The sequence below is a fragment of the Couchioplanes caeruleus genome (assembly GCF_003751945.1).
Taxonomy (GTDB): domain Bacteria; phylum Actinomycetota; class Actinomycetes; order Mycobacteriales; family Micromonosporaceae; genus Actinoplanes; species Actinoplanes caeruleus.
In genome coordinates, this window is sequence record NZ_RJKL01000001.1 from 6,786,610 (window position 1) to 6,812,834 (window position 26,225).

Sequence of the window (26,225 nt, forward strand, 5' to 3'; positions counted from 1 at the left end):
ACGCTTTTGGGCCACGGGCAAGACCCACCGCGTACCGCCACCTCGACTCCGGTCTTCTCCGGGAATGATGCTGCCGCCAGGAGGATGACTTGCGCATCGCGATGATCTCCGAGCAGGCGAGCCCGCTGCCCGCGAGCGACGCCCCGGCGGGCGCCCAGCAGCGGCACGTGGCCGAGCTTTCCGCGGCCCTGGCCGAGCTCGGCCACGACGTTCGCGTCTACACCCGGCGGGACGATCCGGACCTGCCCGCCATCGCCACGCTCGCCGGCGGCGTCCGCGTGCTGCACGTGCCGGCCGGCCCGGCGCAGGTGCTGCCCGAGAACGAGTTGCCGCGGCACATGGCCGACTTCGCGCAGTGGTTGCGTACCGAGTGGCGGGACACCGACTGGCTGCCCGACGTCGCGCACGCGCACTACTGGACCAGCGGCCTCGCGGCGATCACGGCCTCGCGCCAGGTCGGCGTCCCGGTCGTCCAGTCCTTCCACGAGATAGCCACCGGGGCGCAGCCCGGCCCCGGCGCCTCCCGTACGGGCTACGAACGCGCGCTGGGCCGGGCCGTCGACCGGGTGGTCGCCCAGAGCCAGGACGAGCTGCGCGGGCTGATCCGCATCGGGGTGCCCCGCTCGCGGCTGGCGGTCGTCCCGGGCGGCGTCGACAGCGACCACTTCACCCCGGACGGGCCGGCGGCCGAGCGGGACCCCGAGCGCCCCCGCATCCTCAGCGTCGGCCGCCTGGTCGAACGCAAGGGCTTCGGCGATGTCATCGAGGCCATGCGGTACGTGCCGGGCGCCGAGTGCGTCGTCGTGGGCGGTCCGCCCGCACGTGAGCTCGCGGCCGACCCGCAGGCCGAGAAGCTCCGGGCCATCGCCGAGCGCTGCCAGGTCGCCGACCGGGTGCGTCTCGTCGGCGGCGTCCGGGCCACGGACATGCCCCGCTGGTACCGCTCCGCCGACCTGTTCGTCGCCGCGCCCTGGCAGGAGCAGTTCGAGCTCGCCCCGCTCGAGGCGATGGCGTGCGGCGTCCCGGTGGTCGGCACCGCCATCGGCGGTCTCAACGAGACGGTCGTGGACGGCCTCACCGGCGATCTCGTGCCGACCCGCGACCCGCGCGCGCTCGGCGGCGCCCTGCGGCGCCTGGTCAACGACAAGGTCAGGCGCTTCGCGTACGCGACGGCGGCGCTGGACCGGGCCCGCCAGGCGTACTCCTGGAAGCGTGTGGCGTCGCAGCTCGGTTCGGTCTACTCGGCGGTCGCCGGTCGCCGCACCAACGAGGCGGAGGCCGTCGCCTAGGAGCCGAAGGTGCGCCGCACCATCTCGACGAGTACGGCGACGTCGGCGTCGACCATCGGCTCGCCGGTCATGCCCATCCGGTGGAGCAGGGTGCCGGTGCCGACGTCGATGAGGAGCAGGACCCGGTCGTCCGGCTCGTCCAGCGCCGCTCCCAGCGCCGCCCGGTAGGGCTTCTGCAGGCGTCCGGACAGGATCGTGCGCAGGGCCGGATCGTTGATGGCGTCACTGAACACGCCCGCGAACGCCGGCCCACCCCGGGCTCGCCGATCTTCGCCGCGGCCCAGCGGATGGTCGACGAGAGGGGTGGTGCGGGTGCGGCACCGGCGAGGCCTGACAGACCGCGGCGTGCTCGGCACCGGCGAGGCCTGACAGACCGCGCCCCGCCTCGGGCGAGGCGAGGCGCGGGACGGGTCAGCGGACGGGCGGGCGGAAACGTCAGCTCGCCAGGGCCTTCGCCAGCTCGTCGCGGAAGGCGCGCTCGCTGTCGGTGACCTGGTCGCCGCCGAGTCCCAGCACGCCGCCGGTCGAGGCCGCCCCGACCACGCTCTCGGCGATCTCCACCAGCCAGTGCTTGTACGTCTCCGCGTCGGACGGCGCGGCCTTGGCGGACAGCAGTGCCGCCGCCTCCCGCGCCCGGGTCACGACGTCCTGGGCGTAGCCGACCGGATCGGCGGGCTCGATGGCGGGCATCTCCTCGCCGCGGTCCGGGTCGCCGGTCGCGTCGAGCACCGCGCCGGCGACCGCGGTCACCAGCGGGCTCGCCGAGGCCCGGGCGTCCGAGATCTCATCAAGCCCCGCCGCGGTCTCCTGGCGGGTCTTGCGGGCGCTGTCGTGTGTCGCCACGCTCGCGGCGGTCAGCACCGACTGCGGCAGGCCGACGAGCAGCCCCCACTCGGCGTCGGTGAAGCCGAACTTCGCGTACAACGGTTCGTCGGTCACGGATGTCCTCACTTCTTCTTCTCGGCGACCAGAAGATCATGCTCTTCGATCACGGGGACGGAGAGGGTCTTGTAACCGACCTCCTCGAAGAGCACCGTCACCCGATCTTCCTCGTAGCCCATCACCATGCCGGAGCCCCACTCCGGGTGCCGCACGGTGCTGTGCACCGCGAACGGTGCGTCGCCGGTGGCCTCCTCGACGTCGGCGGCGACGCCCTCGACGCAGTTGTCGCAGTGGCCGCAGGGTTTGCGCACGTCCTCGCCGAAGTAGGCGAGCAGGGTCTGGGTGCGGCAGGCGCGGGACTCGGCGAAGCCGCGCATCATGTCGGTGCGTGAGCGCTGGACGACCTGCTGGCGCTCGTACGCCGCGACCGCCGCCTCCGCCGCCGCGGCCGGCAGCGGGGCGAAGACCGGCACCGTCCACTTGTTGCCCTGGCCGGCGGTAGCGGCGCCGGCCTGCTCGAGCAGGCCGAGGAACTGGCCGAGCTTGCGCGGGCCGAGCCCGGTCCGCTCCTTCAGCGCGGTCTTCGTGGCCGGCCCGGCGCGCAGGGCGGCGGCCAGCTCGCGCAGCTCGGTGACGTCCGGGGCGCCGCCGGCGAAGAATCGCTGGATGGCCTCGTCCTCGGCGCGCCAGAGCAGCAGAGCCCGGCCGGGCTCGCCGTCGCGGCCCATCCGGCCGATCTCCTGGAAGTAGCTGTCCGGCGAGTCCGGCAGGGCGACGTGCGCGACCCAGCGGATGTTCGGCTTGTCGATGCCCATGCCGAACGCCGACGTGGCCACCATGATGCCGACCCGGTCCTCGGTGAAGTCCTCGTGCCGCTGCCGGCGGGCGCCGGCCGCCATGCCGCCGTGGTAGAAGTCCGCGGCGTATCCGGCGTCGGTGAGCCGCGCGGCGAGGTCCTCGGCGGCGCGGCGGGTGGCGACGTAGACGATGCCGGGCCGCGGTGCCTCGTCGAGCAGCGCGGCGAGCCGCCGCCACCGGTAGTCCTCGTCCGGGCAGTGGGCCACCTCCAGGAAGAGGTTGCGCCGGTCCAGACCGGACACGTGGACCTCGGGCCGGCGCAGGTGCAGCCGTTCGATGATGTCCTCGCGCACGGGCGGCGAGGCGGTGGCGGTCAGGGCCAGCACCGGCGGGCGGCCGATGCCCTTGATGAGGTGCCCCAGCGACAGGTAGTCGGGGCGGAAGTCGTGTCCCCAGGCCGAGATGCAGTGCGCCTCGTCGACCGCCACCAGGCCCGGGCGCAGTGCGCGTACCTCCGCCATCCGTTCCGGGTCGCTGAGCTGCTCGGGGGTGATGAAGAGAAACTCCGCGCGGCCCTGCTGGATCTCGCGGATCGCCTCGCGCTGTTGCGCCGGGGTCTCCGCGCTGCTGACCCGGACCGCGCGGACCCTGGGGTCGTCGCGCTCGTTGAGGGCGGCGATCTGATCCTGCTGCAGGGCCAGCAGCGGTGAGATCACCACCGTCGGCCCGGGCAGCAGGACCGCGGGGATCTGGTAGATCGCCGACTTGCCGGCGCCCGTGGGGAGCACGACCAGGGCGTCCTTGCGCCGCAGCACGGCTCGCATGGGCTTGAGCTGGCCGGGGCGCAGTGAGGGCCAGCCGAAGTGCTTGCGGGCGGCCCTGCGCAGGCGCGGCCCGTAGACGGGGATCTTCATCGCGCGGCCATTGTGCCCCGGGGCGTCGACACCGAAACGCTACGAGAGCTTGGGCAGCACGTGGTCGGCGTACAGGTCGAAGAGTCCCTGCCAGTGCGGCCCGGAGTTGGCGACGTAGATCTCGTCGAAGCCGGCCTGGGCGTACTTGTCGATCATTTCGAGGTGGGCCTGCGGGTCGTTGCCGCAGACGAACGCTTCCCTGACCATGTCCGGGGTGACGAGCTGGGAGGCCTGCTCGAAGTGCTGGGGGGAGGGCAGGACCTGGGAGAGCTCGCCCGGCACGCCGGCGTTCGGCCACTTCTCGTACGCGATCCGCGCGCCCTGCTCCTCGGTGGCCGCGAACGCCGCCTTGAACCCGGCCTGGCAGGTGCGGTCCCCGCCGCCGGCCGAACGGAACCGCCGCACCAGGTCGCCGTCGGGCATCACACTGATATACCCCTCGCCGATGCGGGCGGCGACGTCGACGGCCTTCGGTCCGAAGCCGGAGACCAGGATCTCGATCGGCTTCTCGGGCAGCGTGTAGATCCGGGCGTTCTCGACCGTGTAGTGCTTGCCGCGGTGGGAGACCACGCCGCCCTTCCAGAGCTTGCGCATGATCTCGACGGCTTCCTCGAGCATCTCGAGGCGTACGTCGGTCTCCGGCCAGGCGTCTCCGAAGATGTGTTCGTTGAGCGCCTCGCCGGTGCCCACGCCGAGCCGGAACCTCCCTGAAGTCAGGACCGCGCTGGTCGCGGCGGCCTGGGCGACGACGGCCGGGTGGATGCGTACGGTCGGGCAGGTCACCGCGGTGGTGATGGGAAGGCGGGAGGCCTGGCTGAGCGCCCCGATCAAGGACCAGACGAACGCGCTCTGCCCCTGTGCGTCGACCCAGGGGTGGTAGTGGTCGGAAATCCACAGTGCCGAGAAGCCGGCCCGTTCCGCGCCCTCGGCCTGGGCGATCAGCTCGGCGGGCGTGTACTCCTCGCAGGACAGGAAGTATCCGATTCGCATGCGGGGCGGATACCCCGGCTACTTGCCGCCGAACATTCGCTTGATGGCCCAGAGCAGGATCAGGGCCGCGAGGGCGACGCCGAGCAGGCGCACGGCGTGCACCTCGGACCAGTCGACACCAGACACGGGCGGAGCCTACCGGGTCTAATAGAAAGGTTTGTTGACTGAATCCATGGACGTGGGCGACCATAGGGCCGTCGATCGTCACCGGAGGTATACGGACTCATGCCGATTTCTGGCGAACTGCCCGAACTTGCCGCGACGGTGTTGCAGCCCGGATTCGTCGGCACGACGGTGCCCGACTGGGTGCGCCGCCGGCTCGCGGAGGGGCTCGGCGGCGTCGCGCTCTTCGCCCGCAACGTCGAGTCCGGCGCGCAGGTCGCGGCGCTGACCGCCCAGTTGCGCGCCGAGCGGCCCGACGTCATCGTGGCCGTCGACGAGGAGGCGGGCGACGTCACCCGGCTCGAGTCGCGGCAGGGCAGCTCCCGCCCCGGCAACCTCGGGCTGGGTGCCGTCGATGATCCCGAGCTCACCGAGGCCGTCGCCCGGGACCTGGGACTCGAGCTGGCGCACGCGGGCATCACCCTCGACTACGCGCCGGACACGGACGTCAACAACAACCCCGACAACCCGATCATCGGGGTACGCGCGTTCGGCGCCGAGCCGCAATTGGTGGCCCGGCACGGCGCGGCCTGGATCCGTGGGCTGCAGGACGCCGGGGTCGCCGCCTGCGCGAAGCACTTCCCCGGCCACGGCGACACCGCCGTCGACTCGCACCACGACGTGCCGGTCATCGGTCACGACCGGGCCCGGCTGCGGGAGTGCGAGCTGGTGCCGTTCCGGGCGGCCGTCGCGGCCGGGGTTCAGTCGATCATGACGGGTCATCTGCTGGTGCCCGCGTACGACCCGGAGCTGCCCGCCACCCTGAGCCGGCGCATCCTGACCGGCCTGCTCCGCGAGGAGCTCGGCTTCGAGGGCCTGATCGTCACCGACGGCATCGAGATGCAGGGCGTGCGCCGGGCGTACGGGCTGGAGGGCGCCACCGTCCGCGCGCTCGCCGCCGGCGCCGACGCCATCTGCGTGGGCGGCGACCACGCCGACGAGCGGACGGCCGTCCGCCTGCGCGACGCGATCGTGGCGGCCGTCCGCGCCGGCGATCTGCCCGAGGAGCGGCTGCGCGATGCCGCGGCCCGGGTCCGCCGGCTCGCCGCCTGGACGCTGGAGCGGCAGACGGCGATCGGCGCCCGCGCGGTCGCCGACGCGGCGGGCTCCGCGGTCCCGGGCATCGCCGTCATCGGCGGCTCGGCGGTGGGCCAGGCCGCCGCCCGCCGTGCGGTCAAGGTGACCACCACCGGGGACGCGCCGGCGTTCCCGGTCGTCGCGCCGCACGTGGTGGAGTTCGCGCCGCCGCGCAACATCGCGATCGGCGCCGAGACGCCGTGGGGGGTCGGCGCACCGCTGAGCCGGCTGCTGCCCGGCACCACCGCGGTCCGGCTCGGCGCCGACGACCTGGCCGGGGCGAGCGATCCGGCCGCCCGGGTCCTCGACGGCAGCGGAGGACGCCCGCTGGTGCTCGTGGTCCGCGACGCGCACCGGCACTCGTGGATCGCCGACGCGCTCGCGCGCACGCTGGCCGTACGCCCGGACGCGATCGTCGTGGAGATGGGCGTCCCGGTGGCGGTCAGCGGGGGGATGCACGTCGCCACCTACGGCGCCACCCGGGCCTGCGGCCAGGCCGCCGCCGAGCTCATCGCCGGCGCGGCCGTCCCGGACCGCCACCAACGGGCGCTCGCCGCCTAACGGCGGGCGCCCGGGCGGCCCCGGTGCCGCGGGCCGGTGGGCGGCCCGCGGCATCGGGTGGCCGGGTGTGCGGCACCGGGTGGCCGGGTGTGCGGCACCGGGTGGCCGGGTGTGCGGCACCGGGTGGCCGGGTGTGCGGCACGGGCGGTCCCGGCCCGCGTCGCGCTCCTCCGGCGGCCGGTGGATCCGCGGGCTGGCACCGCCCCCGTAGACTCGATCACGTGACGAAGACCGCCGCTCGCCCGCTCGCCGCCCTGTTCACCGCCGCCTTCGGCCTGGCCCTGCTCACCGGTTGCAGCAGCGACAACGTCTCCTGCGGGGTCGACCAGTGCACGGTCACGATCGACCGCACCGTCGACGCCAGCGCGGAGGTGCTCGGCGTCAAGGCGAAGTTCGTCAGCGCCGACCAGAACACGGTGACCCTCGAGGTGGCGGGGGAGCAGATCCAGCTCACCAAGGGCCAGCAGGCGGTCGACGTCGGCGGTCTGCAGGTCTCCCTGGACAGCATCAAGGCCGACTCGGTGAGTTTCCAGGTCTCCCGTTAACACACCTCGGCCGGGTCCGGGGCAGGTTTGGGAAAACCCGCCGCCGGTCACATAGCGGCCATGACAGCCTCCTCGCACGTCCGCTCCACAGCCTCCCGGGCGGCGGACAGTAAGCCGCTCGAATATCTCGCCCGCGGTGGCTTCATCGCGTACGGGCTCATCCATCTGATCTTCGCCTGGATCGCGCTGCAGCTCGCCTTCGGCGACCGTGCCGGGGAGAGCGACCAGTCCGGCGCCCTGCAGACGCTCGCCCAACAGCCGATGGGCAGGACGCTCGTCGTCGTCACCGTGGTCGGCATGATCAGCCTGGCCCTGTGGCAGGCGCTCGAGGCGGCCATCGGGGAGAGCGGCGAGCGGGACCGCACGGCGCTGGCCGAGCGCTTGCTCTCGGGCTGCCGGACGATCCTGTACCTCTACTTCGCCTGGGTGGGCATCAAGATCCTGCGTGGCGCCAACGCCTCCACCGGGGACAGTCAGCAGCAGAGCGCCTCGAGCCTCATGGACAACACCGGCGGCAGGTTCCTCGTCGGCCTCATCGGCGTGGTGGTCGTCGGCATCGGCGTCGGCCTGGTGATCTACGGGGTCAAGAAGAAGTTCGAGAAGCACCTGAACACCCACCAGATGAGCGGTACGGTGCACAGGACCACACGCCGACTCGGCGTCGCCGGCTACTCCAGCAAGGGCGTCGCGTACGGCATCGCCGGCGGCCTGATCGTGGCCGCCGCCGTCACCTACGACGCGGGCAAGGCCCGCGGCCTGGACGCCGCGCTCAAGACCCTGGCCGGTCAGGAGTACGGCCCCTGGCTCCTGGCACTGATCGCCCTCGGCATCGGGGCCTTCGGCATCTACTGCTTCTTCCAGGTCCGGTACCGCAAGGTGTGATCAAGGTCTGACCTTCCCCGGCGAGGGTTCTTTTCCGGCGCGGGCGGGGCAAGCTGGATCGCTGGCAACGAACCCTGGTGAGGAGAGGGAACCGTGACCAGCCTTCTGAGCGCCCTGCTCGCCGTCGTCGTGGCGGCCGGGACCGCGATCGTGATCGTCGAGTCGCTGCACCTGGTCCTTCAGCGCCTCGGCCGCCGTTCGTCCTTGCTCTGCGACCTGACGACCACCGCGCACCGTCCGTTCCTGGCCACCGTCACGGTCTTCGCCGTGCAGGTGGCCGTTCGCGGCTTCGCGGGGGAGTTCCCGGGCCGCGGCGGCGTCCTGCACACCCTGGTGATCCTGGTGATCGCCGCCGTCGCCTGGCTGATCGGCGCGCTGCTGCTCGTCCTCGAGGACGTCGCGCTCGCCAAGTGGCGGATCGACGTCCCGGACAACATGAAGGCTCGCCGGCTCAAGACCCAGGTGCAGATGCTGCGCCGGGTCACCGTGGCCGCGATCGTGGTGATCACCCTCGGCGTCGTGCTGATGACCTTCCCCGGCGTACGGGCGCTCGGCGCCAGCGTGCTCGCCTCCGCCGGCCTCATCTCGGTGATCGCCGCGCTGGCCGCGCAGAGCACGCTCGGCAACGTCTTCGCCGGGCTCCAACTCGCCTTCAGCGACGCCGTGCGGATCGACGACGTCGTGGTGGTCGAGGGGGAGTGGGGCCGCATCGAGGATCTCACGCTGACGTACGTCGCCGTGCAGATCTGGGACGACCGGCGGCTCATCCTGCCCACCTCGTACTTCACCACCAAGCCGTTCCAGAACTGGACCCGCACGGGATCCGCCGTGCTGGGCACCGCCGAGATCGACGTCGACTGGTCGGCGCCCGTCGAGTCGTTGCGCGCCGAGCTGCGGGCCGTGTGCGAGGGCACCGAGCTGTGGGACGGCCGGGTCTGCGTACTCCAGGTGACGGAGGCGGTCGGCGGCATGATCCGACTGCGGGCGCTGGTGAGCGCGCACGACGCGGGGTCACTGTGGGACCTGCGCTGCCTGGTGCGGGAGCGACTGGTGACCTGGGTCTTCGCGCACCGCCGTGACTCCCTTCCGCGGACAAGGACCGACGTGGGCATGGATCATGGGTACGCCGGGTCGGCGCTCGACGGCAACGCGGCCGCGAGCCCGGCCAGGGGTCGCCGCGGCGGCCTCGACCGGCGTGGAGACGATGAGGCCGTCGACGACGCCCGGGTCTTCAGCGGCACGGGCGACGGCGACGAAAGGGCTGCGGCTTTTTCCGGGCCGGACGAGAAGATTTCCGGGGCCGCGGAACCGACCTCGGAACCGGAACTTCCGGTGGTGGTCACGCCCTCGCGGTGACCGCTGCTGACCACGTCTGCGACACGAGGATTGATTCCGGGTCGTGCAGGGCATACAGCGTGCAGGGAAAGGAGGACACCATGGCCGATGTCCTGAACGGTAGCCCGGCCCGTCCGGGGACCGACCAGTCCACCTCGGAACTGGTCCAGAAGGCGAGCGAGCAGATCTCCCGCCTCGTCCGGGACGAGATCGCACTCGCCAAGGCGGAGCTCGCGGAGAAAGGCAAGCACGCCGGCATCGGTGTGGGTCTGTTCGGCGGGGGCGGCGTGCTCGCCCTGTACGGCGTCGGCGCGCTCCTCGCCACGCTGATCATCGTGCTGGACCTCTTCCTGCCGCTGTGGCTCGCCGCCCTGATCGTCACCGTGGTGCTGTTTGCCTCGGCCGGCGTGCTGGCGCTGCTCGGCAAGAGGCAGGTGTCCCAGGCGGTTCCTCCGGAGCCGAAGTCCGCCATCGAGAGCGCGAAGGCGGACGTCGACGAGGTCAAGCACGCGATCAAGAACGCTAGGAGCCGGGCATGAGCGACAAGAACGGTGGGTCGGGGACCAAGCCCGACGTGGACGCACTTCGTGCGGAGATCAAGCAGACCCGCGCGGAGCTGGGCGAGACCGTCCAGGCCCTTGCCGCGAAGGCGGACGTGAAGGCGCGCGCGAAGGAGCAGGTCGAGATCACCAAGGCCAAGGCGAAGGCCCAGGTGCACGAGGCGACCGAGAAGGTGCGCGGTGCGGCGGCGACCGCCGCGGCGGCGGCCTCCGGCAAGGTCCGCGCGGCCACCTCACAGGCCGAGGACAAGATCGCCCCCGCCATCGACATGGTCCGCGAGACCGGCGCGCTGGACAAGGCGCAGGAGGCCCGCGAGCAGGTGAAGCGCAACCCCGTCCCGTTCGCGGCGGTGGTCGCGGCCGGAGTGGCGCTGGTGGGCATCATCCTGATCGTGCGGGGGAGGCGCCGGTGAGCGGCAAGCTGCAGAAGGTCGCGTACAAGCCGGTGGGCCTGTTGCTGGGCATCGGCGCCGGCGCCGTGGCCGGATTCCTCTTCAAGGAGATCTGGAAACTGGCCTCCGGCGGCGACGACGCACCGAACGCCACCGACGAGGATCGCGGCTGGGGCGAGATCATCGCCGCGGCGGCGCTCCAGGGTGCGATCTTCGCGACGGTGAAGGCCCTCGTCGACCGCGGTGGGGCGACGGGCGTCCGCAAGATTACCGGCACCTGGCCGGACTGATCGGCGCCCTCTGTATCGATAACCGTCAAGGCCCTCGGCGACTGCCGAGGGCCTTTTCCCTTGCCCCGGGAGTCGATGGGATTCGGCCAAGGGGAAGCTTTCGGGGCCGTTCTTCGGGTACAGTGTGGCCAGTTTTTGTGTAAGTGGTTCAGGTGGTAGGTCTTCTGCAGGAGACCGCTCCTTCTGAAAGGCCGTTCGCGGCGCCGCTGCTCGAAAACGACCATCGGCCCCGCATCACCGGGCCGGCATTTTCAGAAGGAGAGTTCAGCATGGCGCAAGGAACCGTGAAGTGGTTCAACGCAGACAAGGGCTTCGGCTTCATCACCGTCGACGGCGGGGGTGCTGACGTGTTCGTCCACTTCTCGGCCATCCAGACGAGCGGCTACCGCACTCTGGAAGAGAACCAGCGGGTCGAGTTCGAGATCGCCCAGGGTCAGAAGGGCCCGCAGGCGGAGCAAGTTCGCCCCCTCTGAGACCAACCAGCCGGCCGTCGGCCGGCAGCCGATCGCCTGGCGGAGATCGGCTCTAGCAGGGAGGCCCCGCGTCCTGGTGACAGGTCGCGGGGCTGACTTCTTTATGGCCTGTCAGGATTCCGCGCGGTGGTCCTGCTGAGCGGCAAGCTGTTGCTTGAACCGGGCGCGGACCCGGACCCCCGTCACCATCAGGGCCACCCCCGCCACCGCCACCACCGGGCCCGCCACGGCCATGGCGGTCACGCCGCTCAGCACGCTGTCGTGCACCAGGTCCAGGCCCTGTGCCGTCCAGAGGACGCCCAGCACGAGCGCGAGCAGGCCTCCGGTCAGCCAGAGCCAGCCCTTCATCGGCACGCCGTCCTCCGCAGCCGGGCCCTGCCCTGGCTGCCCCTGCTCACCAGCGGCCATGGACCTGGGCCCGGATCAGCTCGTCGTAGACCGCGCCGACCGCCGCGTGTGCCTCGGGCGGCAGGGCGGGCAGGCCGGCCACCGCGGCGTTGCCGCGGGCCTGCCCGGCGTTGCGGGCGCCCGGAATCACCACGGTCACCGCCGGGTGGTCCACAATCCAGCGCAGTGCGAACTGGGCCATCGTCATCCCCTCCGGCACGTACGGCCGCAGCCGGCGCACCGCCGCAAGTCCGGTGCCGAAGTCGACGCCGGAGAAGGTCTCACCCACGTCGAAGGCCTCGCCGTGGCGGTTGTAAGTGCGGTGATCGTCCGCACCGAACGTGGTGTGCTCGTCGTACCGGCCCGAGAGCAGTCCGGAGGCCAGCGGGACCCGGGCGATGATGCCGACGCCCGCCTGCTGTGCCGCCGGCAGGACCCGTTCGAGCGGCTTGAGCCGCAGGGCGTTCAGGATGATCTGCACGCTCGCGGTGCCGGGCCGAGCGATCGCCGCGAGGGCCTCGTCGGTCGTCTCGACGCTGACGCCCCACGCCGCGATGCGCTTCTCCTGCACCAGGGTGTCGAGGGCGTCGTAGACCGCCTCCGTGTGCAGGACCGCGGCCGGCGGGCAGTGCAACTGCACCAGGTCGAGGGTGTCGACGCCGAGGTTGGCGCGGGAACGGTCGGTCCAGGCGCGGAAGTTGTCGAGTGTGTAGTTCTCCGGCTCCTGCGGCATCCGGCGGCCCATCTTGGTGGCCACCATCAGGCCCGGCGCTTCCCGCAGGAAGCTGCCGATGATCCGCTCGCTGCGGCCGTCGCCGTACACGTCGGCGGTGTCCAGGAAGGTCACGCCGGCGTCCACGGCGGCGCGGAGGGTGGCGTGCGCGTCGTCCTCGCTCACCTCACCCCACTCGGCGCCGAGCTGCCAGGCGCCGAGACCGATCACCGCGACTTCCCGCCCCAGGCGGCCGAACCTGCGCTTCTCCACGACGGCGAGCCTAGTCTGCCGGTGATACCCTGCAAACAAGACGTACGTACGGTTTGTTTGGAGGCCTCGTGTGGGATCCCGCCGCCTACCACCGCTTCGGCAACGAGCGGTCGCGTCCCTTCGCCGACCTGATGGCGCGCGTCGGCGCGGAGCACCCGCGCGCGGTCGCCGACCTCGGCTGCGGCACCGGCGAGCTCACCGAAACCCTCGCCGAGCGGTGGCCCCGGGCCCGCGTCGCCGGGCTGGACTCGTCCGCGGAGATGATCGCGACGGCGGGTGCGCGCGGCGGGCGCGCCGAGTTCCGCCTCGGCGACCTGGCGCAGTGGCGGCCCGATCCCGACACCGACGTGGTGGTCACCAACGCCGCGTTGCAATGGGTCCCCGGCCACGGCGAGATGCTGAGCCGTTGGATCCGGACGCTGCCTCCGGGGGCCTGGCTCGCCCTGCAGGTGCCGGGAAACTTCGACGCGCACTCGCACCGGCTGCTGCGGGAGGTCGCCCGCAGCCGGCCGTATGCGGCGGTGCTCGGCGACCTGGTGCGCGAGGCCCCGGTCGACGACGCCGCCGGATACGCCAACCGTCTGCTCGCCGAGGGCGCGCGCGTGGACGCATGGGAGACGACGTACGTACACCTGCTGAGCGCCGCCGGCGACGACCATCCGGTGCTGCGCTGGATGGAAGGCACCGCCCTGCGGCCCGTCAAGGCGGCGTTGGACGGCACGGCGTGGCGCGCTTTCCGGGCCACCCTCGGTGCGAAGCTGGCAGCGGTCTACCCTACCCGGAGCGGAATGGTGGCGTTCCCGTTCCGCCGGATCTTCGTCGTGGCCCACGTCCAGGAGGAAAAGTGACCGAGCTGGCCTCGTTCATCGCCGGCCTGCCCAAGGCCGAGCTGCACGTGCACCACGTCGGCTCGGCCTCGCCACGCATCGTCGCCGAGCTGGCAGCCCGGCACGAGGGCAACTCGCCGGTCCCGGCCGACCCGGCCGCGCTGGCCGACTACTTCGCCTTCCGCGACTTCGCGCACTTCATCGAGGTCTACCTCAGCGTCGTCGACCTGATCCGCGACGACGAGGACGTCCGGACGCTCACCTACGAGGTCGCCCGGGAGCTCGCCCGCCAGCAGGTCCGGTACGCCGAGCTCACCGTCACGCCGTACTCGCACGTGAACCGCGGCATTCCGGCGCCGGCGTTCTGCACGGCCATCGAGGACGCCCGCGCGGGCGCGGCCCGCGACTTCGGCATCGAGCTGCGCTGGTGCTTCGACATCCCGGGCGAAGCCGGGCTGCCCGCCGCCGAGGAGACGCTGCGCATCGCGCTGGAGGAGCGGCCGGACGGGCTGATCAGCTTCGGCCTCGGCGGTCCGGAGATCGGCGTACCACGGCCGCCGTTCAAGCCGTACTTCGACAAGGCCCGCGCGGCCGGGCTGCACAGCGTCCCGCACGCGGGGGAGACCACCGGGCCGGGCACGATCTGGGACGCGCTGCGCGACCTGGGCGCGGAGCGGATCGGCCACGGCATCACCGCCGCGCAGGACCCCCAGCTCATGGCCCATCTGGCGGATCACCGGATCCCGCTCGAGGTGTGTCCGACGTCGAACGTGCGGACCCGGGCCGTGACGTCGATCGAGGAGCATCCACTCCCGGCGCTGGTCGCCGCCGGGGTGACCGTCACCATCAACTCGGACGACCCGCCGATGTTCGGCACCACGCTCGAGGAGGAGTACGCCGTCGCGGCGCACCTGCTCGGCCTCGACGCGGCCGGCGTGGCGGACCTCGCCCGGGCCGCCGTCACCGCGTCGTTCCTGCCCCACGCGGGCAAGGAGCGGCTGCTCACCGAGATCGGCGACTACGCCGCCGGCCACGCCTGACGCCGCCCGCGTCCGCGTCGGCGGGCGTTTCGCGTCGACCGGCGTCCGCGTCGACCGGCGTCTGCGTCGGCCTGTGGCGGGCCCTGGTCCGCGCCGGCCGGGGTGAGTGGTCAGGGGCGGTGGGCGTAGAGCGGGTCCTGCCAGATCGCCAGGACGGCGACGATCCCGATCGTCAGGATCGCTACCACCCGCACGACCCTCCGCCGGTGGAAGAACGGGTTCCGGTCGTCCTCGTCGGTCTCCGGTCCGGTGCGTACGTCCGTGTCGAGCATCGTCTCTCTCCCTCGCCCGGACCTCAGCCGGGCACCGCCGTCCAACTCTGGTGCCGGGCCTGCTCCGGGCGCTGCAGCACGAGCAGCCGGGCCGTGCCGAAGCGCTGCTCGCCCACCCCGGCGGTCAGGTCGCCGCCGCTGGTCCGCAGGCTGAAGCCGTGGTCGGTGGCGAAGAGCTTCCACCGCTCGCTGCCGGCCGCGGCGCAGTCGCCCTGCACCAGCGGCGCCCCGGCCACCGGGTTGCCGCCGAGCGGCACCACGCACTTTCCGGTCGCCCGCGACTGCAGCGAGAAGCTGTCGTTCCCGGCCGGGACGAGCTTCCACTGCTGCTGGGAACCGCCGTCCGCGCTGCCCAGCGTCAGCGGCGTGCCGTTCGCGGTGCGGGCCGCGTAGAGGTCGGCCGCGCCGCCGGTCAGCGAGTTCTTCAGCACGAACCAGGAGTTGGCCGCGGGTCGGCCCGCGGGCGCCGACTGGGCGAGCGCCCGGGCGGCGTATCCGGCCGTGCTGCGGATGGTGACCTGGTACTTGCGGTCCGGCCGCAGCCCGATCAGCCGGGCGCGGGTCGCCGTGGTCCTGGCGATGGTCTTGCCGTCGACGTCCACCTCGTACTCCGACCTCGGGGCCGCCTCGCTCCAGATGAGCCGGACCGAGGTGCTCGTCGACTCGCGGACCTCGAGCACGGCCTGCACGGCGGCCTGCCGGCCGGCCTGGCCCGCGGCGTGGGCGACCGGCTCGGTCACGGGCCCGCCGGCCGGGGGTCCGGCCGGTCCGCCCGGGGCGTCGCCGCCGCCGTCGGCCTCGCCGCCCCCGGTGGTGCCGCCGCCGGTTCGGCCGTTTCCGGTGGCGCCGTCGTTAGCGGCCTTGCCGGCGCCGGTGGTGCCGCCGTTGGTCCCGCCGTTCCCGGTGGTGCCGCCGCCGGTCTTGCCGTTTCCGGTGGTGCCGCCGTTGGTCCCGCCGTTCCCGGTGGTGCCGCCGCCGGTCTTGCCGTTTCCGGTGGTGCCGCCGTTGGCCTCGCCGCCCCCGGTGGCGCCCGGTGTCGGGCTCGTGGCGCCCGGGGGCGCCGTGGCGGACGCTCCGGCGGCGTTCGGTGCGCCCGGTGGCTCGTCCCCGCCGTCGCTGCGCAGCAGGAACTCGCTCTGCGCCACGTTCCAGTTCTTCGCCAGGTAGCTGTCCGGGCGGGGGTCGGTGCTGAAGTAGTCGTCGTGCCCGCAGTCGAGGCGAATCTCCTGCTTCTTCGGGCACACCGGTCGAAGCTGTTCGCCGGAGCGGTCCGGGTAGCACAGCGGGTCGTGGTCGTCGGTGCAGCTACCTGCGCCGGTCGAGTTGGGGGAGTCGCGCAGCAGCGCGCCGAGCATGTGGGTCGTCTCGATCGCCGCGACCGCCGAGCTCCAGCAGCCGGCGTCGACCCGCCCGTATGACGGCCCGCCGTTGTTGCGGTTGCCGAGCCCCGGCCGGTTGTCGGCGACGAACGTGCCGATGCCGCAGTACACGTTCGCGTCCGCGAAGATCAGGTATTTGCGGTCGTTGCGGTCGTAGCCGAGGGTCTGCAGCGCCGCGATGGTGCTCGTGAAGGAGGCGAGCGCTCCCTCGGGCAACTGCACTTCAGCGACGTCGACGCGGCACTGCGGCGTGGTCACGTACCTGATGTGCCGCGAACCGCCGGTCTCGGCCGCGCTGGCGTCGAAGATCTGGTCGACGCCGGCCGCCCAGTTCCGGATCGAGCCGAGGTAGCCGGAGTAGCGGCTCGGCGTGCCGAACTCGTGCAGGTAGAGCGCCTGGATGCGGTTGCCCGTACGCCCGTCGCCCTCGCACGCCACGTCGTGCGCGCCCATGACGAAGTCGGCCTGGCCCGGTGCGGCGTCCGGGATCAGCGCGGGCGCACCCGGCGCGAGCGATGTGCCGCCCTCGTCGCGCACGATCTCCGCGTCCGGCGGCACCGACGCGGCCTCGCGACGCGGCTCGGCGGGCTCGGGAACCTTGCCTGTCACCGGGGTGACGTCGTTGCCGACCTCCAGCCCGGCGGGCGCCGGGTCCGGACCGTGGGTGCAGGTCTCGGCGTCGAGCTCGTACGTGCCCGCGCAGAGCGAATCCTTGCCGGCGGGCACCAGGCCGTCGTAGACCAGGCCCCGGCCCGGGTCGTCGTCCGGCAGCGACGCGTACGTGATGCGCTCGCGGTCCTTCGCCCCGGAACCCCACCGGCCGTCGACGACGCTGGGGCCGATCACGCCGCCGATGACGAGCACGGTGATGCCGAGCAGCACGGGCAGCAGCCGGTGCGCGGCCGGGGTCGTGTGCCGCCGGCCGCGGTCGCGGGCTGAGCGCCGCCGCTGCGGAGCCTCCCCACGATTCGCAGGCCGTCGGTGGGCGGACAAACCTTCTCCTCGTGCTTCGGGAGCGCGGTGGGAGGGGGTTATGGGGTGACCACCTCCCACCGCGAGGGGGCTTCGCCGGTCCCGCCACTGGGGACGTGGTGTGGGTTCGGCACCGGGAAGCCGGATGGGATCGCCGTTGAGCGTGCCAGCCCGGCCGCGCCAGGGGAACGCCCTTAATACAGATCTAAGCAATACTTCGACCATCCGGGGTAATTGCTCGGGGCGCTTCCGCCCGGGCCGTTTCATGCATCATCCGTACGCTGGAGCGGCCGTTTGCGCTTCCCCGGATCGCGCTCACGGGCCAGGCGGCCCACCAGCCCGAACCGACTCGCCTGCTTCGGCGGGGCCTCCGCGTCGGCGAGCAGCATCACCACGCTGGCGCCGCCCATCGCGGCCCGGGCCAGGCTGACCGAGCCCCCGGCGGCCTGCGCGGCCCGCCGGGCGATGTCCAGGCCCAGGCCGGTCGAGCCCTGCTCGCTCTGGCCGCGCTGCATGGCCTTCTCCGGGTCGTCGATGCCCGGGCCGGCGTCGTCGATCCGCAGCGCCACCCAGCCGTCGCGGCGGGAGAGGCTCACCTCGAACGCCGTGCCCTGCGGGGTGTAGCGAAAGACGTTGCCGAGCACCGCGTCCAACGCCGCCGCGAGCTCCGCGCGCGCCACCGGCACCGGGATGCGAAGCTGGGCGCCCACCACGCGATACTGCCGGTTCTGGTCGCCGGCCAGGGCGGACCAGAAGACCATGCGGTCGCGGACCACCTCGGCGGCGTCGGACAACCCCTCCTCGGGCGCGTCGGCGACCTGCGCGGCGACCGCGGCCCGGGTGGTGTTGATGAGCTGGTCGACCTCGCCTTCGAGGGTGACGATCGCCTGCCGGATGCGCCGGATGCCGCGCCGGCGGTCCAGCTCGGCGGCGGAGAACTCGCCGATGTGGGTGTCGTCGGGGTCGAGCGCCTCGGCGTCCAGGCGCAGGACGGTCAGCGGCGTGCGCAGCCGGTGGGACAGGTCGGCGACCAGCTCCCGCTCGCTGGTGCGCGAGGTGACCAGGCGGTCGGCCATGCGGTTGAAGGCGTAGCCGGCCTCGGCGAGCTCGCGAGGCCCGGACGGGTGGATGCGGACGCCCAGGTCGCCGCCGCCCACCGCCATCGCGGCGTGCACGAGGTTGCGCACCGAGGCGACGGCGCCCCGGGCCAGCCGGTCCACGACGATCACCGCACCGATGATCAGCCCGAGCATGATGCCGAGCAGGATCCACCAGTCGCGGGCGGTGCCCTCGGCCAGCTCGGTGTCGCTCACGAAGGCCTCGACGACCGACGTCTTGCCACCGACCGTCACAGGCTGTAACCGAACGACGCCTCCGTCCACCTCGATCTCGGTGGGTGCGGTGCCGCGGCCGGCCGCGACGAGATCCTCCGCCGGGACGCGGCTGTTCTGCGTGGTGCCGGGGGCGTGCAGGACGACCCCGCCGCCGGCCGCCTTGACGGCCGCATCGACGCCCTTCCTGCCGGCGCCGGCCGCGACCGCACCGGCGACGGCGGCGCTGCGCCGCTCGGCCTCGGCCATGGCGCCGTCGCGGTGGTTCGTGCGCAGCTCCCAGCCCAGGGGGACGAGGAAGGCGAGGGTAGCGACGGCGGTGGTGGCGGCGGTGACACAGGCCAGCCGGGCCCTTAGTCCGGGGCCACCAACCTGAATCCGACTCCCCGCACGGTGCGCAGGTAGCGAGGTTTCGCCGCGGACTCGCCCAGTTTCCGACGTAGCCAGTACAGATGCACGTCGATCGTCTGGTCCTCGCCGACTGACGGCTGTCGCCATACCTCCTCCAACAGCTCACGACGGGAGACCACCCGGCCCGGGCGTGCGGCCAGGTAGGCCAGCAGGTCGAATTCCTTACGGGTCAGGGCCAGTTGCTGGTCGGCCAGGGTGGCACTGCGCTCACCGACGTCGACCCGCAGCTCGCCGACCTCGTGCACGGCGGGCTGCGCGGTCCGGCTGGCCCGGCCGACGCGGCGCAGCACCGTGGTGATCCGCGCGTCGAGGTGGGCGCCGGTGAACGGCTTGACCATGTAGTCGTCGGCGCCGGCCCGCAGCAGCTTCACGACGGTCTGCTCGTCGTCGCGGGCAGTCGCGATGATGATCGGCACGTCGGTGATGCCGCGCAGCATCCGCAGCGCGTCCGAGCCGTCGAGGTCGGGCAGGCCGAGGTCGAGCACCACCAGGTCGGGGGTCTCCGAGGCCACCCGGCGCAGGGCGTCGAGGGCCGTCCCGACGGCGTGCACGGCGTGCCCCCGGTCGGCCAGCGACCGGAGCATCGCACCGCGCACGACGTGGTCGTCCTCGACGAGCAACACCGTGGCCATGCGAAGAAGGTACTGCCCTTGGCAAGGGGATCCGAATTCGTCATTGAGCGGTGCTGCTCGAATACGAAGAGTGACTGAATAGAGCGGTCGGAAGGGTTCACCCGTGTCGTCGGCACTCTTTCCCGGCACCGGCCCCGGGACCGGCGGATCGGGTGGCCGCGTCGCGTCAGGGTGAGGAAACGGACCTACTAGCATCGGGGGCGAATCGCTCGTCAACTGAAGGAGAACCACCGTGTCCGCAGCTCTGGTCGTACCGGCGGGGACGACGGCGGCCGACGCGGTGGCCGCCGCCGGCCTCCCGCAGTCCGGTCCCAAGGCGATCGTCGTGGTGCGTGAGTCCGACGGGCGCCTGCGCGACCTCGACTGGACGCCGGCGCGGGACACCGACGTCGAGGCGGTGCCCATCGACTCGCCGGACGGGCTCGACGTGCTGCGCCACTCGGCCGCGCACGTGCTCGCCCAGGCCGTGCAGGACGTGTTCCCGGAGGCCAAGCTGGGCATCGGGCCGCCGATCCGGGACGGGTTCTACTACGACTTCGACGTCCAGAAGCCGTTCCAGCCCGACGACCTGACCAAGCTCGAGAAGCGCATGCAGGAGATCGTCAAGGCCGGGCAGACCTTCCGGCGGCGCGAGTACGGCTCGCTCGACGAGGCCAAGGCGGAGCTGAAGAACGAGCCGTACAAGCTGGAGCTCGTCGACATCAAGGGCGACGTGGACGCCGAAGCCGCGGCGGTCGGCGCCGGCGAGCTGACCCACTACGACAACGTCGGCAAGGACGGGGAGCGGGTCTGGGGCGACCTGTGCCGCGGCCCGCACCTGCCCAGCACCCGGATGATCCCGGCGTTCAAGCTGATGCGCTCCGCCGCCGCATACTGGCGGGGCAGTGAGAAGAACCCGCAGCTCCAGCGGATCTACGGGACCGCCTGGCCGAGCCGCGACGAGCTGAAGGCGTACCTGAACCGGCTCGCCGAGGCCGAGCGCCGCGACCACCGCAAGCTCGGCACCGAGCTGGACCTCTTCTCCTTCCCCGACGAGATCGGCAGCGGCCTGGTGGTCTTCCACCCCAAGGGTGGCGTGATCAAGCGGGAGATGGAGGACTACGTCCGGGCGCGGCACATCGAGGAGGGGTTCCAGTACGTCGGCACCCCGCACATCTCCAAGGAGAACCTCTTCCACACCTCGGGCCACCTGCCGTACTACGCGGACACGATGTTCCCTCCGATGCACATGGAGGGCGCCGACTACTACCTCAAGGCGATGAACTGCCCGATGCACAACCTGATCTTCAGGTCGCGCGGGCGGTCATACCGTGAGCTGCCGATGCGGCTGTTCGAGTTCGGCTCGGTCTACCGCTACGAGAAGTCCGGCGTGGTCCACGGCCTGACCCGGGTGCGGGGCCTGACCCAGGACGACTCGCACTCGTACGTCACCGCCGAGGACGCCCCCGCCGAGATCAAGCACCTGCTGAACTTCGTGCTGTCGCTGCTGCGCGATTTCGGCCTGGACGACTACTACCTGGAGCTGTCCACCCGCGACCCGAAGAGCGACAAGTTCATCGGCTCGGACGAGCAGTGGGAAGTCGCCACCAAGGTGCTCGAGGACGTCGCGGTGGAGTCCGGGCTCGACCTGGTGCTCGACCCGGGCGGCGCCGCGTTCTACGGCCCGAAGATCAGCGTGCAGGCGAAGGACGCGATCGGCCGTACTTGGCAGATGTCGACCATCCAGTACGACTTCAACCAGCCGGCCCGCTTCGGCCTGGAGTACCAGGCGGCCGACGGCTCCCGCCAGGAGCCGGTGATGATCCACTCAGCGAAGTTCGGCTCGATCGAGCGGTTCTTCGGCGTGCTGGTCGAGCACTACGCGGGCGCCTTCCCGGCCTGGCTGGCCCCGGTGCAGGTGGTCGGCATCCCGATCCGCGACGACCACGCGGGCTACCTCGAAGAGTTCGTCGCGCGCCTGCGCAAGGAGGGCATCCGGGCCGAGGTCGACCACTCGACCGACCGGATGCAGAAGAAGATCCGCACCGCCCAGCAGCAGAAGATCCCCTTCATGGCCATCGCCGGCGACGACGACGTCCAGGCCGGCACGGTCTCCTTCCGCTACCGCGACGGCTCGCAGCGCAACGGAATGGCGCTGGACGAGGCGGTCGCCCACGTGGCCGAGGTGGTGCGCTCCCGGGTCAACACCGGACCCTCCGCGGCCTGAGGGCCGGCATTAGGGTGGGCGGGTGAGCGACGTGGGGGAACCGGACGGTCTCGATCGGCTCTGGACGCCGCACCGGATGGCGTACATCTCCGGTGCGGACCGGCCCGAGGGAGGGTACGAGAAACCGTCCGGCTGCCCCTTCTGCGTCGCGCCGGGGTTGCCGGAGAGCGAGACCCTGGTGGTGGCGCGCGGCGAGGCGGTCTTCGTGGTGCTCAATCTGTACCCGTACAACCCGGGGCACCTGCTGGTGTGCCCCTACCGGCACGTGGCCGACTACACCGACCTGACCGGGCCGGAGACGGCGGAGCTGGCGGAGTTGACCCAGCGGGCGATGCGCGTGATCCGCCAGGCGAGCAGCCCGCACGGCTTCAACCTGGGGATGAACCAGGGCGCGGTGGCGGGCGCCGGCATCGCCGCGCACCTGCACCAGCACGTGGTGCCGCGGTGGGGCGGCGACGGCAACTTCATGCCGGTGATCGGCCGGACCAAGGTCCTGCCGCAACTGCTCGGCGACACGCGCGAACTGCTCGCGAAGGCCTGGGCCGCGGGGACCTGAGCGGACCGCCCCGGGATTCCGGCGCAGACCTGGGTGGGCCCGTGCCGGGTCCCGGCGGCGACCCGGATGGGTCCCGCCGGGTCCGGGCGGCGGTCACTTCGCGGCGGCGTGCTCCTTGCGGACCGCGTCGGCCAGGTGGACCGGCATCGGTTCGTGCCGTGCGTACGTCCGGGAGAACGTGCCCGCCCCCGACGTGAGGGCGCGCAACTCCACGGCGTAGCGCAGCAGTTCGGTCGCCGGCACCTCGGCGCGGACGAGGCTGTGCTCCCCGTCGGCGTCGGTGTCGGTGCCCATCGGGCGGCCCCGGCGGCCCGAGAGGTCGCTCATCACGGCGCCGACGTACGTGTCCGGCACCCGCACGACGATCTCGTCGACCGGCTCCAGCAGCGTCATCTGGCCCTGCTCGGCGGCCTCGCGCAGGGCGAGCGCCCCCGCGGTCTGGAATGCGGCGTCGGAGGAGTCGACGCTGTGCGCCTTGCCGTCCACCAACGTCACGCGCAGGTCGACGACCGGGTAGCCGGCCACGATGCCGCGCTCGAGCTGTGCCCGGACGCCCTTCTCGACCGACGGGATGTAGTTGTGCGGCACCGCGCCGCCGACGACCTTGTCCACGAACTCGAAGCCCGTGCCGCGGGGCAGGGGCGTCACCTCGATGTCGCAGACCGCGTACTGGCCGTGCCCGCCGGACTGCTTCACGTGCCGGCCGTGTCCCTTCGATGCGGTGCCGAAGGTCTCCAGCAGCGCGACCTTCACCGGCTCGGTCTCCAGGTCGGCGCCGCCGGAGCGGAGCCGCTCCAGCACGACGTCGGCGTGGGCCTCGCCCATGCACCAGAGCACGAGCTGGTGGGTGCTCGCGTTGCGTTCCAGGCGCAGCGTCGGGTCGCCGGCCACCAGCCGGGCCAGGTTCTTGGCCAGGGTGTCCTCGTCGGAGCGCGTCTTGGCCACGACGGCGATCGGCAGCAGCGGCTCGGGCATGGTCCAGGGCCGCATGAGCAGCGGCTGGTCCTTGCCCGAGATCGTGTCGCCGGTCTCGGCACTGCCCGACTTGGTGATCGCGCAGATGTCCCCGGCGGCGCAGGCGGGCACCTCCCGCAACTGCGCGCCCAGCGGCGAGTAGACGTGCGCGATGCGCTCGTCGGCGTCGTGGTCGGGGTGGCCGCGGTCGGTCAGGCCGTGCCCGGAGACGTGCACCGTCAGCTCGGGACGCAGGGTGCCGGAGAAGACCCGGACCAGCGAGACCCGTCCGACGTGGCGGTCGATCGTCGTCTTGACCACCTCGGCGACCAGCGGGCCGGCCGGGTCGCAGGTCAGCGGTGGGCGCGGGCTGCCGTCCACGCCGGTGACCACGGGCAGGTCGTGCTCCAGCGGCGAGGGCGCCCCGGTGGCCAGCGCGTCGAGCAACGCGTCGAGGCCGACGCCGGTGCCCGCGCAGACCGGGATGACCGGATAGAAGTTGCCCCGGGCCACCGCCTTCTCCAGGTCCGGCACGAGGGTGTCGGTGCTGATCAGCTCGCCGGCGACGTACCTGTCCATCAGGGTCTCATCCTCGCTCTCGGCGATGATCCCCTCGATGAGCAGGTCGCGGTCGTCCCGGATCGGGTTGAGGTGCTCGGGCTCGGCCTCGGCGGTGCGCGGCGGATAGCCCTGCGAGTAGTCCAGGACTTGCAGGGTCACCAGCCCGATCAAACCCGCGACGGAGCTGCCGTCGTCGCCGAGCATCGGCTGATAGATCGGCATGACGTTCTCGCCGAACGCCTCCTGGCAGTCCTGCAGGGTCTGGTCGTAGTCGGCGCGGGGATGGTCGAGCCGGGTGATGGCGACCGCGCGGGGCATACCCACGGCGGCGCACTCCTCCCAGAGCGCGGTGGTCGCCTCGTCCACCCCGTCGACGGCGGACACCACGAAGAGGGCGGCGTCCGCGGCCCGCAGGCCGGCGCGCAGCTCACCGACGAAGTCGGCGTATCCGGGGGTGTCCAGAAGATTGATCTTGATGCCGTCGTGGACGACGGGCGCGCACGCGAGCGAGACGGACCGCTGCTGGCGTATCGCCGCGGGGTCGTGGTCGCAGACCGTGGTGCCGTCGGCCACCGTTCCGGCGCGCGGGATCGTGCCGGTCGCGGCGAGTAGCGCCTCGACCAGCGTCGTCTTTCCCGCTCCGGAGTGGCCCACCAGCACCACGTTGCGTACTCTGCCGGGCTCGGTCACCACCGGCCCCGCCGAGTTGTCCTGGGTCTTCTGCGCCATCCCTGACGCACCTCCTGTCAGCCGGTCGGCGGCCATTCTCCCAAGAATCCGGTCGATATGGACGTACGTGGCCGCCTGGTGCGATGGCGCGTCGCACCACCCGGCCGCGGCGAACGGGGATTTTCCCGGCTGTTACGACGCTGTCCTAGGATCTGACACCCACCGCAGTCGCCCGCGCAACCCCCTGTAGTCAACCGAGGGCGTGACCACGGATCCCGGTGACGATTCGGCGACGCAGGACCGGGGCCGTACCGCGGTTCGCGGCGCGCCGATATGGTGGGACGGCCATGGCAAAGATCGTCAGCGTGCCCGCCCGGGCCATCGTCGCGTACGGCGTCGACCCGACCGCCCGCTTCCTGCTGCGTCGCGGCGTCTCCCCGAACGCGGTCACCGTCGCCGGCACCATCGGCGTGCTCGTCGGTGCCTGGTTCGGCGCCCAGGGGATGCTCCTCTGGGGCACGGTGATCGTCACCGCGTTCGCGCTGACGGACGCCCTCGACGGCACGATGGCGCGCATGCGCGGCCCCGCCGGCCAGTTCGGCGCGTTGCTCGACTCGTCGATGGACCGCATCGCCGACGGCGCGGTCTTCGGCGCCGTCGTCTACTACCTGGCGACCGAGGGCAATCCGTACGGCGGCGTGTGGGCCGCCCTCGTCTGCCTCGTCGGCGGGCAGGTCGTCTCCTACGTCAAGGCGCGCGCGCAGAGCCTCGGCCTCAACGCCGACGTCGGCATCGCCGAGCGCCTCGAGCGCCTGGTGATCCTGGGCATCGGCGGCCTGCTCGGCAGCGCCGATCTGGAGTGGGGGCTGCCGGCCGCGCTCTGGGTGCTCGCCGTCCTGTCGCTGATCACCGTCCTCCAGCGGCTGGTCCACGCCGCCCGCTCCGACCGTCCCGGCGCCGCGCCGCCGGACCCCGTCGCCCCGGCGGGCGATGCCTCGTGAAGGACCGGCTCACCGAGCTCGGGTACGCCGCGGGGTGGCGGCTCGTGCGCACGCTGCCGCTGCCGGCCGCGCGCGCGATCTTCAACGCCGCCGCCGACCGGGCCGCCCGCGGCAACGGCCCGGGGACCCAGCGGCTGCGCCGCAACCTGCGTCAGGTGGTCGGGCCCGATATGGGCGACGCCGAGCTCGACGAGCTGGTGCGGGCCGGGCTGCGCTCGTACGCCCGCTACTGGATGGAGGCCTTCCGGCTGCCGTCGCAGTCCCGCGAGCAGTTCCTCGACGGCTTCCATCTGGTGAACGAGGAGGAACTGCACAAGGCCGTCGCCGACGGCAAGGGCGTCGTCCTCGCGCTGCCGCACGTCGGCAACTGGGACGCGGCCGCCGCCTGGCTCGTCTCCCACGACTACAAGATGATCACCGTCGCCGAGCGCCTGCGGCCCGAGGGGCTCTTCGAGCGCTTCGTCGCGTACCGGGAGAAGCTCGGGATGGAGGTGCTCCCGCTGACCGGCGGCGAGCGGCCCCCGCTCGACGTGCTCGCCGAGCGGCTCGTCCAGGGCTGGGCGGTGGCGCTCCTGGCCGACCGTGACCTGTCCGCGCGCGGGGTCGAGGTGCGGTTCTTCGGCGGCCGCACCCGGATGCCGCCCGGCCCGGCGCTGCTCGCGCTGCGCACGGGCGCCCCGCTGTTCGCCGCGGACATCTGGTTCTCCCCGGAGCGGGCCATGGCCCGGGTGCGCCGCATCGAGCCCGCCACCGAGGGCGCCCTCGACGTGCGCGTCAAGGAGACAACCCAGCGGATGGCGGACGCGTTCGAGGTGGGCATCGCCGAGCACCCGCAGGACTGGCACATGCTCCAGAAGCTGTGGCTCGATCAGAGCGCCCGGGTCTGAGGGGC

Annotated in this window: 26 protein-coding genes; 15 read left to right on the forward strand and 11 right to left on the reverse strand. The window is 72.4% G+C overall.

Annotated elements, in window-relative coordinates; translation table 11 throughout:
- The first annotated feature begins 89 nt into the window (after positions 1 to 89).
- A complete protein-coding gene (locus EDD30_RS30445; RefSeq protein WP_071807603.1) occupies positions 90 to 1,289 on the forward strand; it encodes a glycosyltransferase in 1,200 nt (399 codons plus the stop codon).
- On the opposite strand, the gene EDD30_RS30450 is transcribed toward EDD30_RS30445, so the two are convergent.
- The 4 genes from EDD30_RS30450 to EDD30_RS30465 form a co-directional block, all read right to left on the reverse strand.
- Positions 1,286 to 1,522 carry a TetR family transcriptional regulator C-terminal domain-containing protein gene (locus EDD30_RS30450; protein ID WP_071807604.1) on the reverse strand — a complete coding sequence of 79 codons (237 nt, stop codon included), beginning with the start codon at positions 1,520 to 1,522 and terminating at the stop codon, positions 1,286 to 1,288. The genes EDD30_RS30445 and EDD30_RS30450 overlap by 4 nt on opposite strands.
- Positions 1,523 to 1,724: 202 nt before the next feature.
- Entirely contained in the window at positions 1,725 to 2,228 is a 504-nt protein-coding gene (locus tag EDD30_RS30455) for a hypothetical protein (protein WP_071807605.1), read from the reverse strand.
- 8 nt (positions 2,229 to 2,236) lie between these two features.
- Positions 2,237 to 3,883 (reverse strand): RecQ family ATP-dependent DNA helicase, encoded by a 1,647-nt coding sequence (locus tag EDD30_RS30460; RefSeq protein WP_071807606.1) that lies wholly within the window; start codon positions 3,881 to 3,883, stop codon positions 2,237 to 2,239.
- Between the two features lie 39 nt (positions 3,884 to 3,922).
- Positions 3,923 to 4,873, reverse strand: coding sequence for a TIGR03557 family F420-dependent LLM class oxidoreductase (locus EDD30_RS30465; protein ID WP_071807607.1), 951 nt, complete (start codon positions 4,871 to 4,873; stop codon positions 3,923 to 3,925).
- 225 nt (positions 4,874 to 5,098) lie between these two features.
- On the opposite strand from EDD30_RS30465, the gene EDD30_RS30470 reads away from it, so the two are divergent.
- The 8 genes from EDD30_RS30470 (at position 5,099) to EDD30_RS30505 (ending at position 11,150) form a co-directional block, all read left to right on the forward strand.
- Positions 5,099 to 6,673, forward strand: a complete 1,575-nt coding sequence (locus EDD30_RS30470) for a glycoside hydrolase family 3 protein (RefSeq protein WP_123678592.1) — start codon at positions 5,099 to 5,101, stop codon at positions 6,671 to 6,673.
- 221 nt (positions 6,674 to 6,894) lie between these two features.
- Entirely contained in the window at positions 6,895 to 7,218 is a 324-nt protein-coding gene (locus tag EDD30_RS30475) for a hypothetical protein (protein ID WP_071806560.1), read from the forward strand.
- Positions 7,219 to 7,278: 60 nt separating this feature from the next.
- Positions 7,279 to 8,100 (forward strand): DUF1206 domain-containing protein, encoded by an 822-nt coding sequence (locus EDD30_RS30480; protein ID WP_071806561.1) that lies wholly within the window; start codon positions 7,279 to 7,281, stop codon positions 8,098 to 8,100.
- A gap of 93 nt (positions 8,101 to 8,193) precedes the next feature.
- Positions 8,194 to 9,456, forward strand: a complete 1,263-nt coding sequence (locus EDD30_RS30485) for a mechanosensitive ion channel family protein (RefSeq protein ID WP_071806562.1) — start codon at positions 8,194 to 8,196, stop codon at positions 9,454 to 9,456.
- Positions 9,457 to 9,536: 80 nt separating this feature from the next.
- On the forward strand, positions 9,537 to 9,974 hold the full coding sequence (locus tag EDD30_RS30490) for a phage holin family protein (RefSeq protein ID WP_071806563.1): 438 nt from the start codon (positions 9,537 to 9,539) through the stop codon (positions 9,972 to 9,974).
- Entirely contained in the window at positions 9,971 to 10,408 is a 438-nt protein-coding gene (locus EDD30_RS42110) for a DUF3618 domain-containing protein (protein ID WP_071806564.1), read from the forward strand. The genes EDD30_RS30490 and EDD30_RS42110 overlap by 4 nt, the downstream gene beginning before the upstream one ends.
- Complete coding sequence (locus EDD30_RS30500) at positions 10,405 to 10,677, forward strand: DUF4235 domain-containing protein (RefSeq protein ID WP_071806565.1); 273 nt, start codon at positions 10,405 to 10,407, stop codon at positions 10,675 to 10,677. The genes EDD30_RS42110 and EDD30_RS30500 overlap by 4 nt, the downstream gene beginning before the upstream one ends.
- A gap of 269 nt (positions 10,678 to 10,946) precedes the next feature.
- On the forward strand, positions 10,947 to 11,150 hold the full coding sequence (locus EDD30_RS30505) for a cold-shock protein (RefSeq protein ID WP_011905669.1): 204 nt from the start codon (positions 10,947 to 10,949) through the stop codon (positions 11,148 to 11,150).
- A 111-nt stretch (positions 11,151 to 11,261) separates the two neighbouring features.
- On the opposite strand, the gene EDD30_RS30510 is transcribed toward EDD30_RS30505, so the two are convergent.
- Positions 11,262 to 11,504 carry a hypothetical protein gene (locus EDD30_RS30510; RefSeq protein ID WP_244945458.1) on the reverse strand — a complete coding sequence of 81 codons (243 nt, stop codon included), beginning with the start codon at positions 11,502 to 11,504 and terminating at the stop codon, positions 11,262 to 11,264.
- A gap of 40 nt (positions 11,505 to 11,544) precedes the next feature.
- On the reverse strand, positions 11,545 to 12,522 hold the full coding sequence (locus EDD30_RS30515) for an aldo/keto reductase (RefSeq protein WP_071806566.1): 978 nt from the start codon (positions 12,520 to 12,522) through the stop codon (positions 11,545 to 11,547).
- 68 nt (positions 12,523 to 12,590) lie between these two features.
- Here EDD30_RS30515 and EDD30_RS30520 point away from each other — a divergent pair, with 68 nt between their 5' ends.
- Positions 12,591 to 13,370 (forward strand): trans-aconitate 2-methyltransferase, encoded by a 780-nt coding sequence (locus EDD30_RS30520; protein WP_071806567.1) that lies wholly within the window; start codon positions 12,591 to 12,593, stop codon positions 13,368 to 13,370.
- The gene (locus EDD30_RS30525) at positions 13,367 to 14,389 is read left to right on the forward strand and encodes an adenosine deaminase (protein WP_071806568.1); all 1,023 of its coding nucleotides are present in this window, start codon (positions 13,367 to 13,369) and stop codon (positions 14,387 to 14,389) included. Before EDD30_RS30520 ends, EDD30_RS30525 begins: the two co-directional genes overlap by 4 nt.
- Before the next feature lie 110 nt (positions 14,390 to 14,499).
- Here EDD30_RS30525 and EDD30_RS39380 read toward each other — a convergent pair whose 3' ends face one another.
- From EDD30_RS39380 to EDD30_RS30540, 4 genes are all read right to left on the reverse strand, one after another.
- Positions 14,500 to 14,661, reverse strand: a complete 162-nt coding sequence (locus EDD30_RS39380; RefSeq protein WP_170047377.1) for a hypothetical protein — start codon at positions 14,659 to 14,661, stop codon at positions 14,500 to 14,502.
- A gap of 23 nt (positions 14,662 to 14,684) precedes the next feature.
- Positions 14,685 to 17,033 (reverse strand): RICIN domain-containing protein, encoded by a 2,349-nt coding sequence (locus EDD30_RS30530; RefSeq protein ID WP_244945459.1) that lies wholly within the window; start codon positions 17,031 to 17,033, stop codon positions 14,685 to 14,687.
- Positions 17,034 to 17,275: 242 nt separating this feature from the next.
- Complete coding sequence (locus EDD30_RS30535) at positions 17,276 to 18,592, reverse strand: sensor histidine kinase (RefSeq protein WP_211277802.1); 1,317 nt, start codon at positions 18,590 to 18,592, stop codon at positions 17,276 to 17,278.
- Positions 18,593 to 18,696: 104 nt separating this feature from the next.
- Positions 18,697 to 19,386, reverse strand: a complete 690-nt coding sequence (locus EDD30_RS30540; protein WP_071805874.1) for a response regulator transcription factor — start codon at positions 19,384 to 19,386, stop codon at positions 18,697 to 18,699.
- 232 nt (positions 19,387 to 19,618) lie between these two features.
- Between EDD30_RS30540 and thrS the strand changes: the two genes are divergently transcribed.
- Positions 19,619 to 21,592 (forward strand): threonine--tRNA ligase, encoded by a 1,974-nt coding sequence (gene thrS, locus EDD30_RS30545; protein ID WP_071805875.1) that lies wholly within the window; start codon positions 19,619 to 19,621, stop codon positions 21,590 to 21,592.
- Between the two features lie 76 nt (positions 21,593 to 21,668).
- Positions 21,669 to 22,148 (forward strand): HIT family protein, encoded by a 480-nt coding sequence (locus EDD30_RS30550; protein ID WP_084556435.1) that lies wholly within the window; start codon positions 21,669 to 21,671, stop codon positions 22,146 to 22,148.
- A gap of 93 nt (positions 22,149 to 22,241) precedes the next feature.
- Here the strand turns inward: EDD30_RS30550 and EDD30_RS30555 are convergent, their stop codons facing one another.
- The gene (locus EDD30_RS30555) at positions 22,242 to 24,392 is read right to left on the reverse strand and encodes an elongation factor G-like protein EF-G2 (RefSeq protein WP_071805877.1); all 2,151 of its coding nucleotides are present in this window, start codon (positions 24,390 to 24,392) and stop codon (positions 22,242 to 22,244) included.
- Between the two features lie 287 nt (positions 24,393 to 24,679).
- On the opposite strand from EDD30_RS30555, the gene pgsA reads away from it, so the two are divergent.
- Together pgsA and EDD30_RS30565 are read left to right on the forward strand one after the other, a co-directional pair.
- Positions 24,680 to 25,333 carry a phosphatidylinositol phosphate synthase gene (gene pgsA, locus EDD30_RS30560; protein ID WP_071805878.1) on the forward strand — a complete coding sequence of 218 codons (654 nt, stop codon included), beginning with the start codon at positions 24,680 to 24,682 and terminating at the stop codon, positions 25,331 to 25,333.
- Positions 25,330 to 26,220, forward strand: a complete 891-nt coding sequence (locus tag EDD30_RS30565; RefSeq protein ID WP_071805879.1) for a phosphatidylinositol mannoside acyltransferase — start codon at positions 25,330 to 25,332, stop codon at positions 26,218 to 26,220. Before pgsA ends, EDD30_RS30565 begins: the two co-directional genes overlap by 4 nt.
- The last annotated feature ends 5 nt before the right edge of the window (positions 26,221 to 26,225 follow it).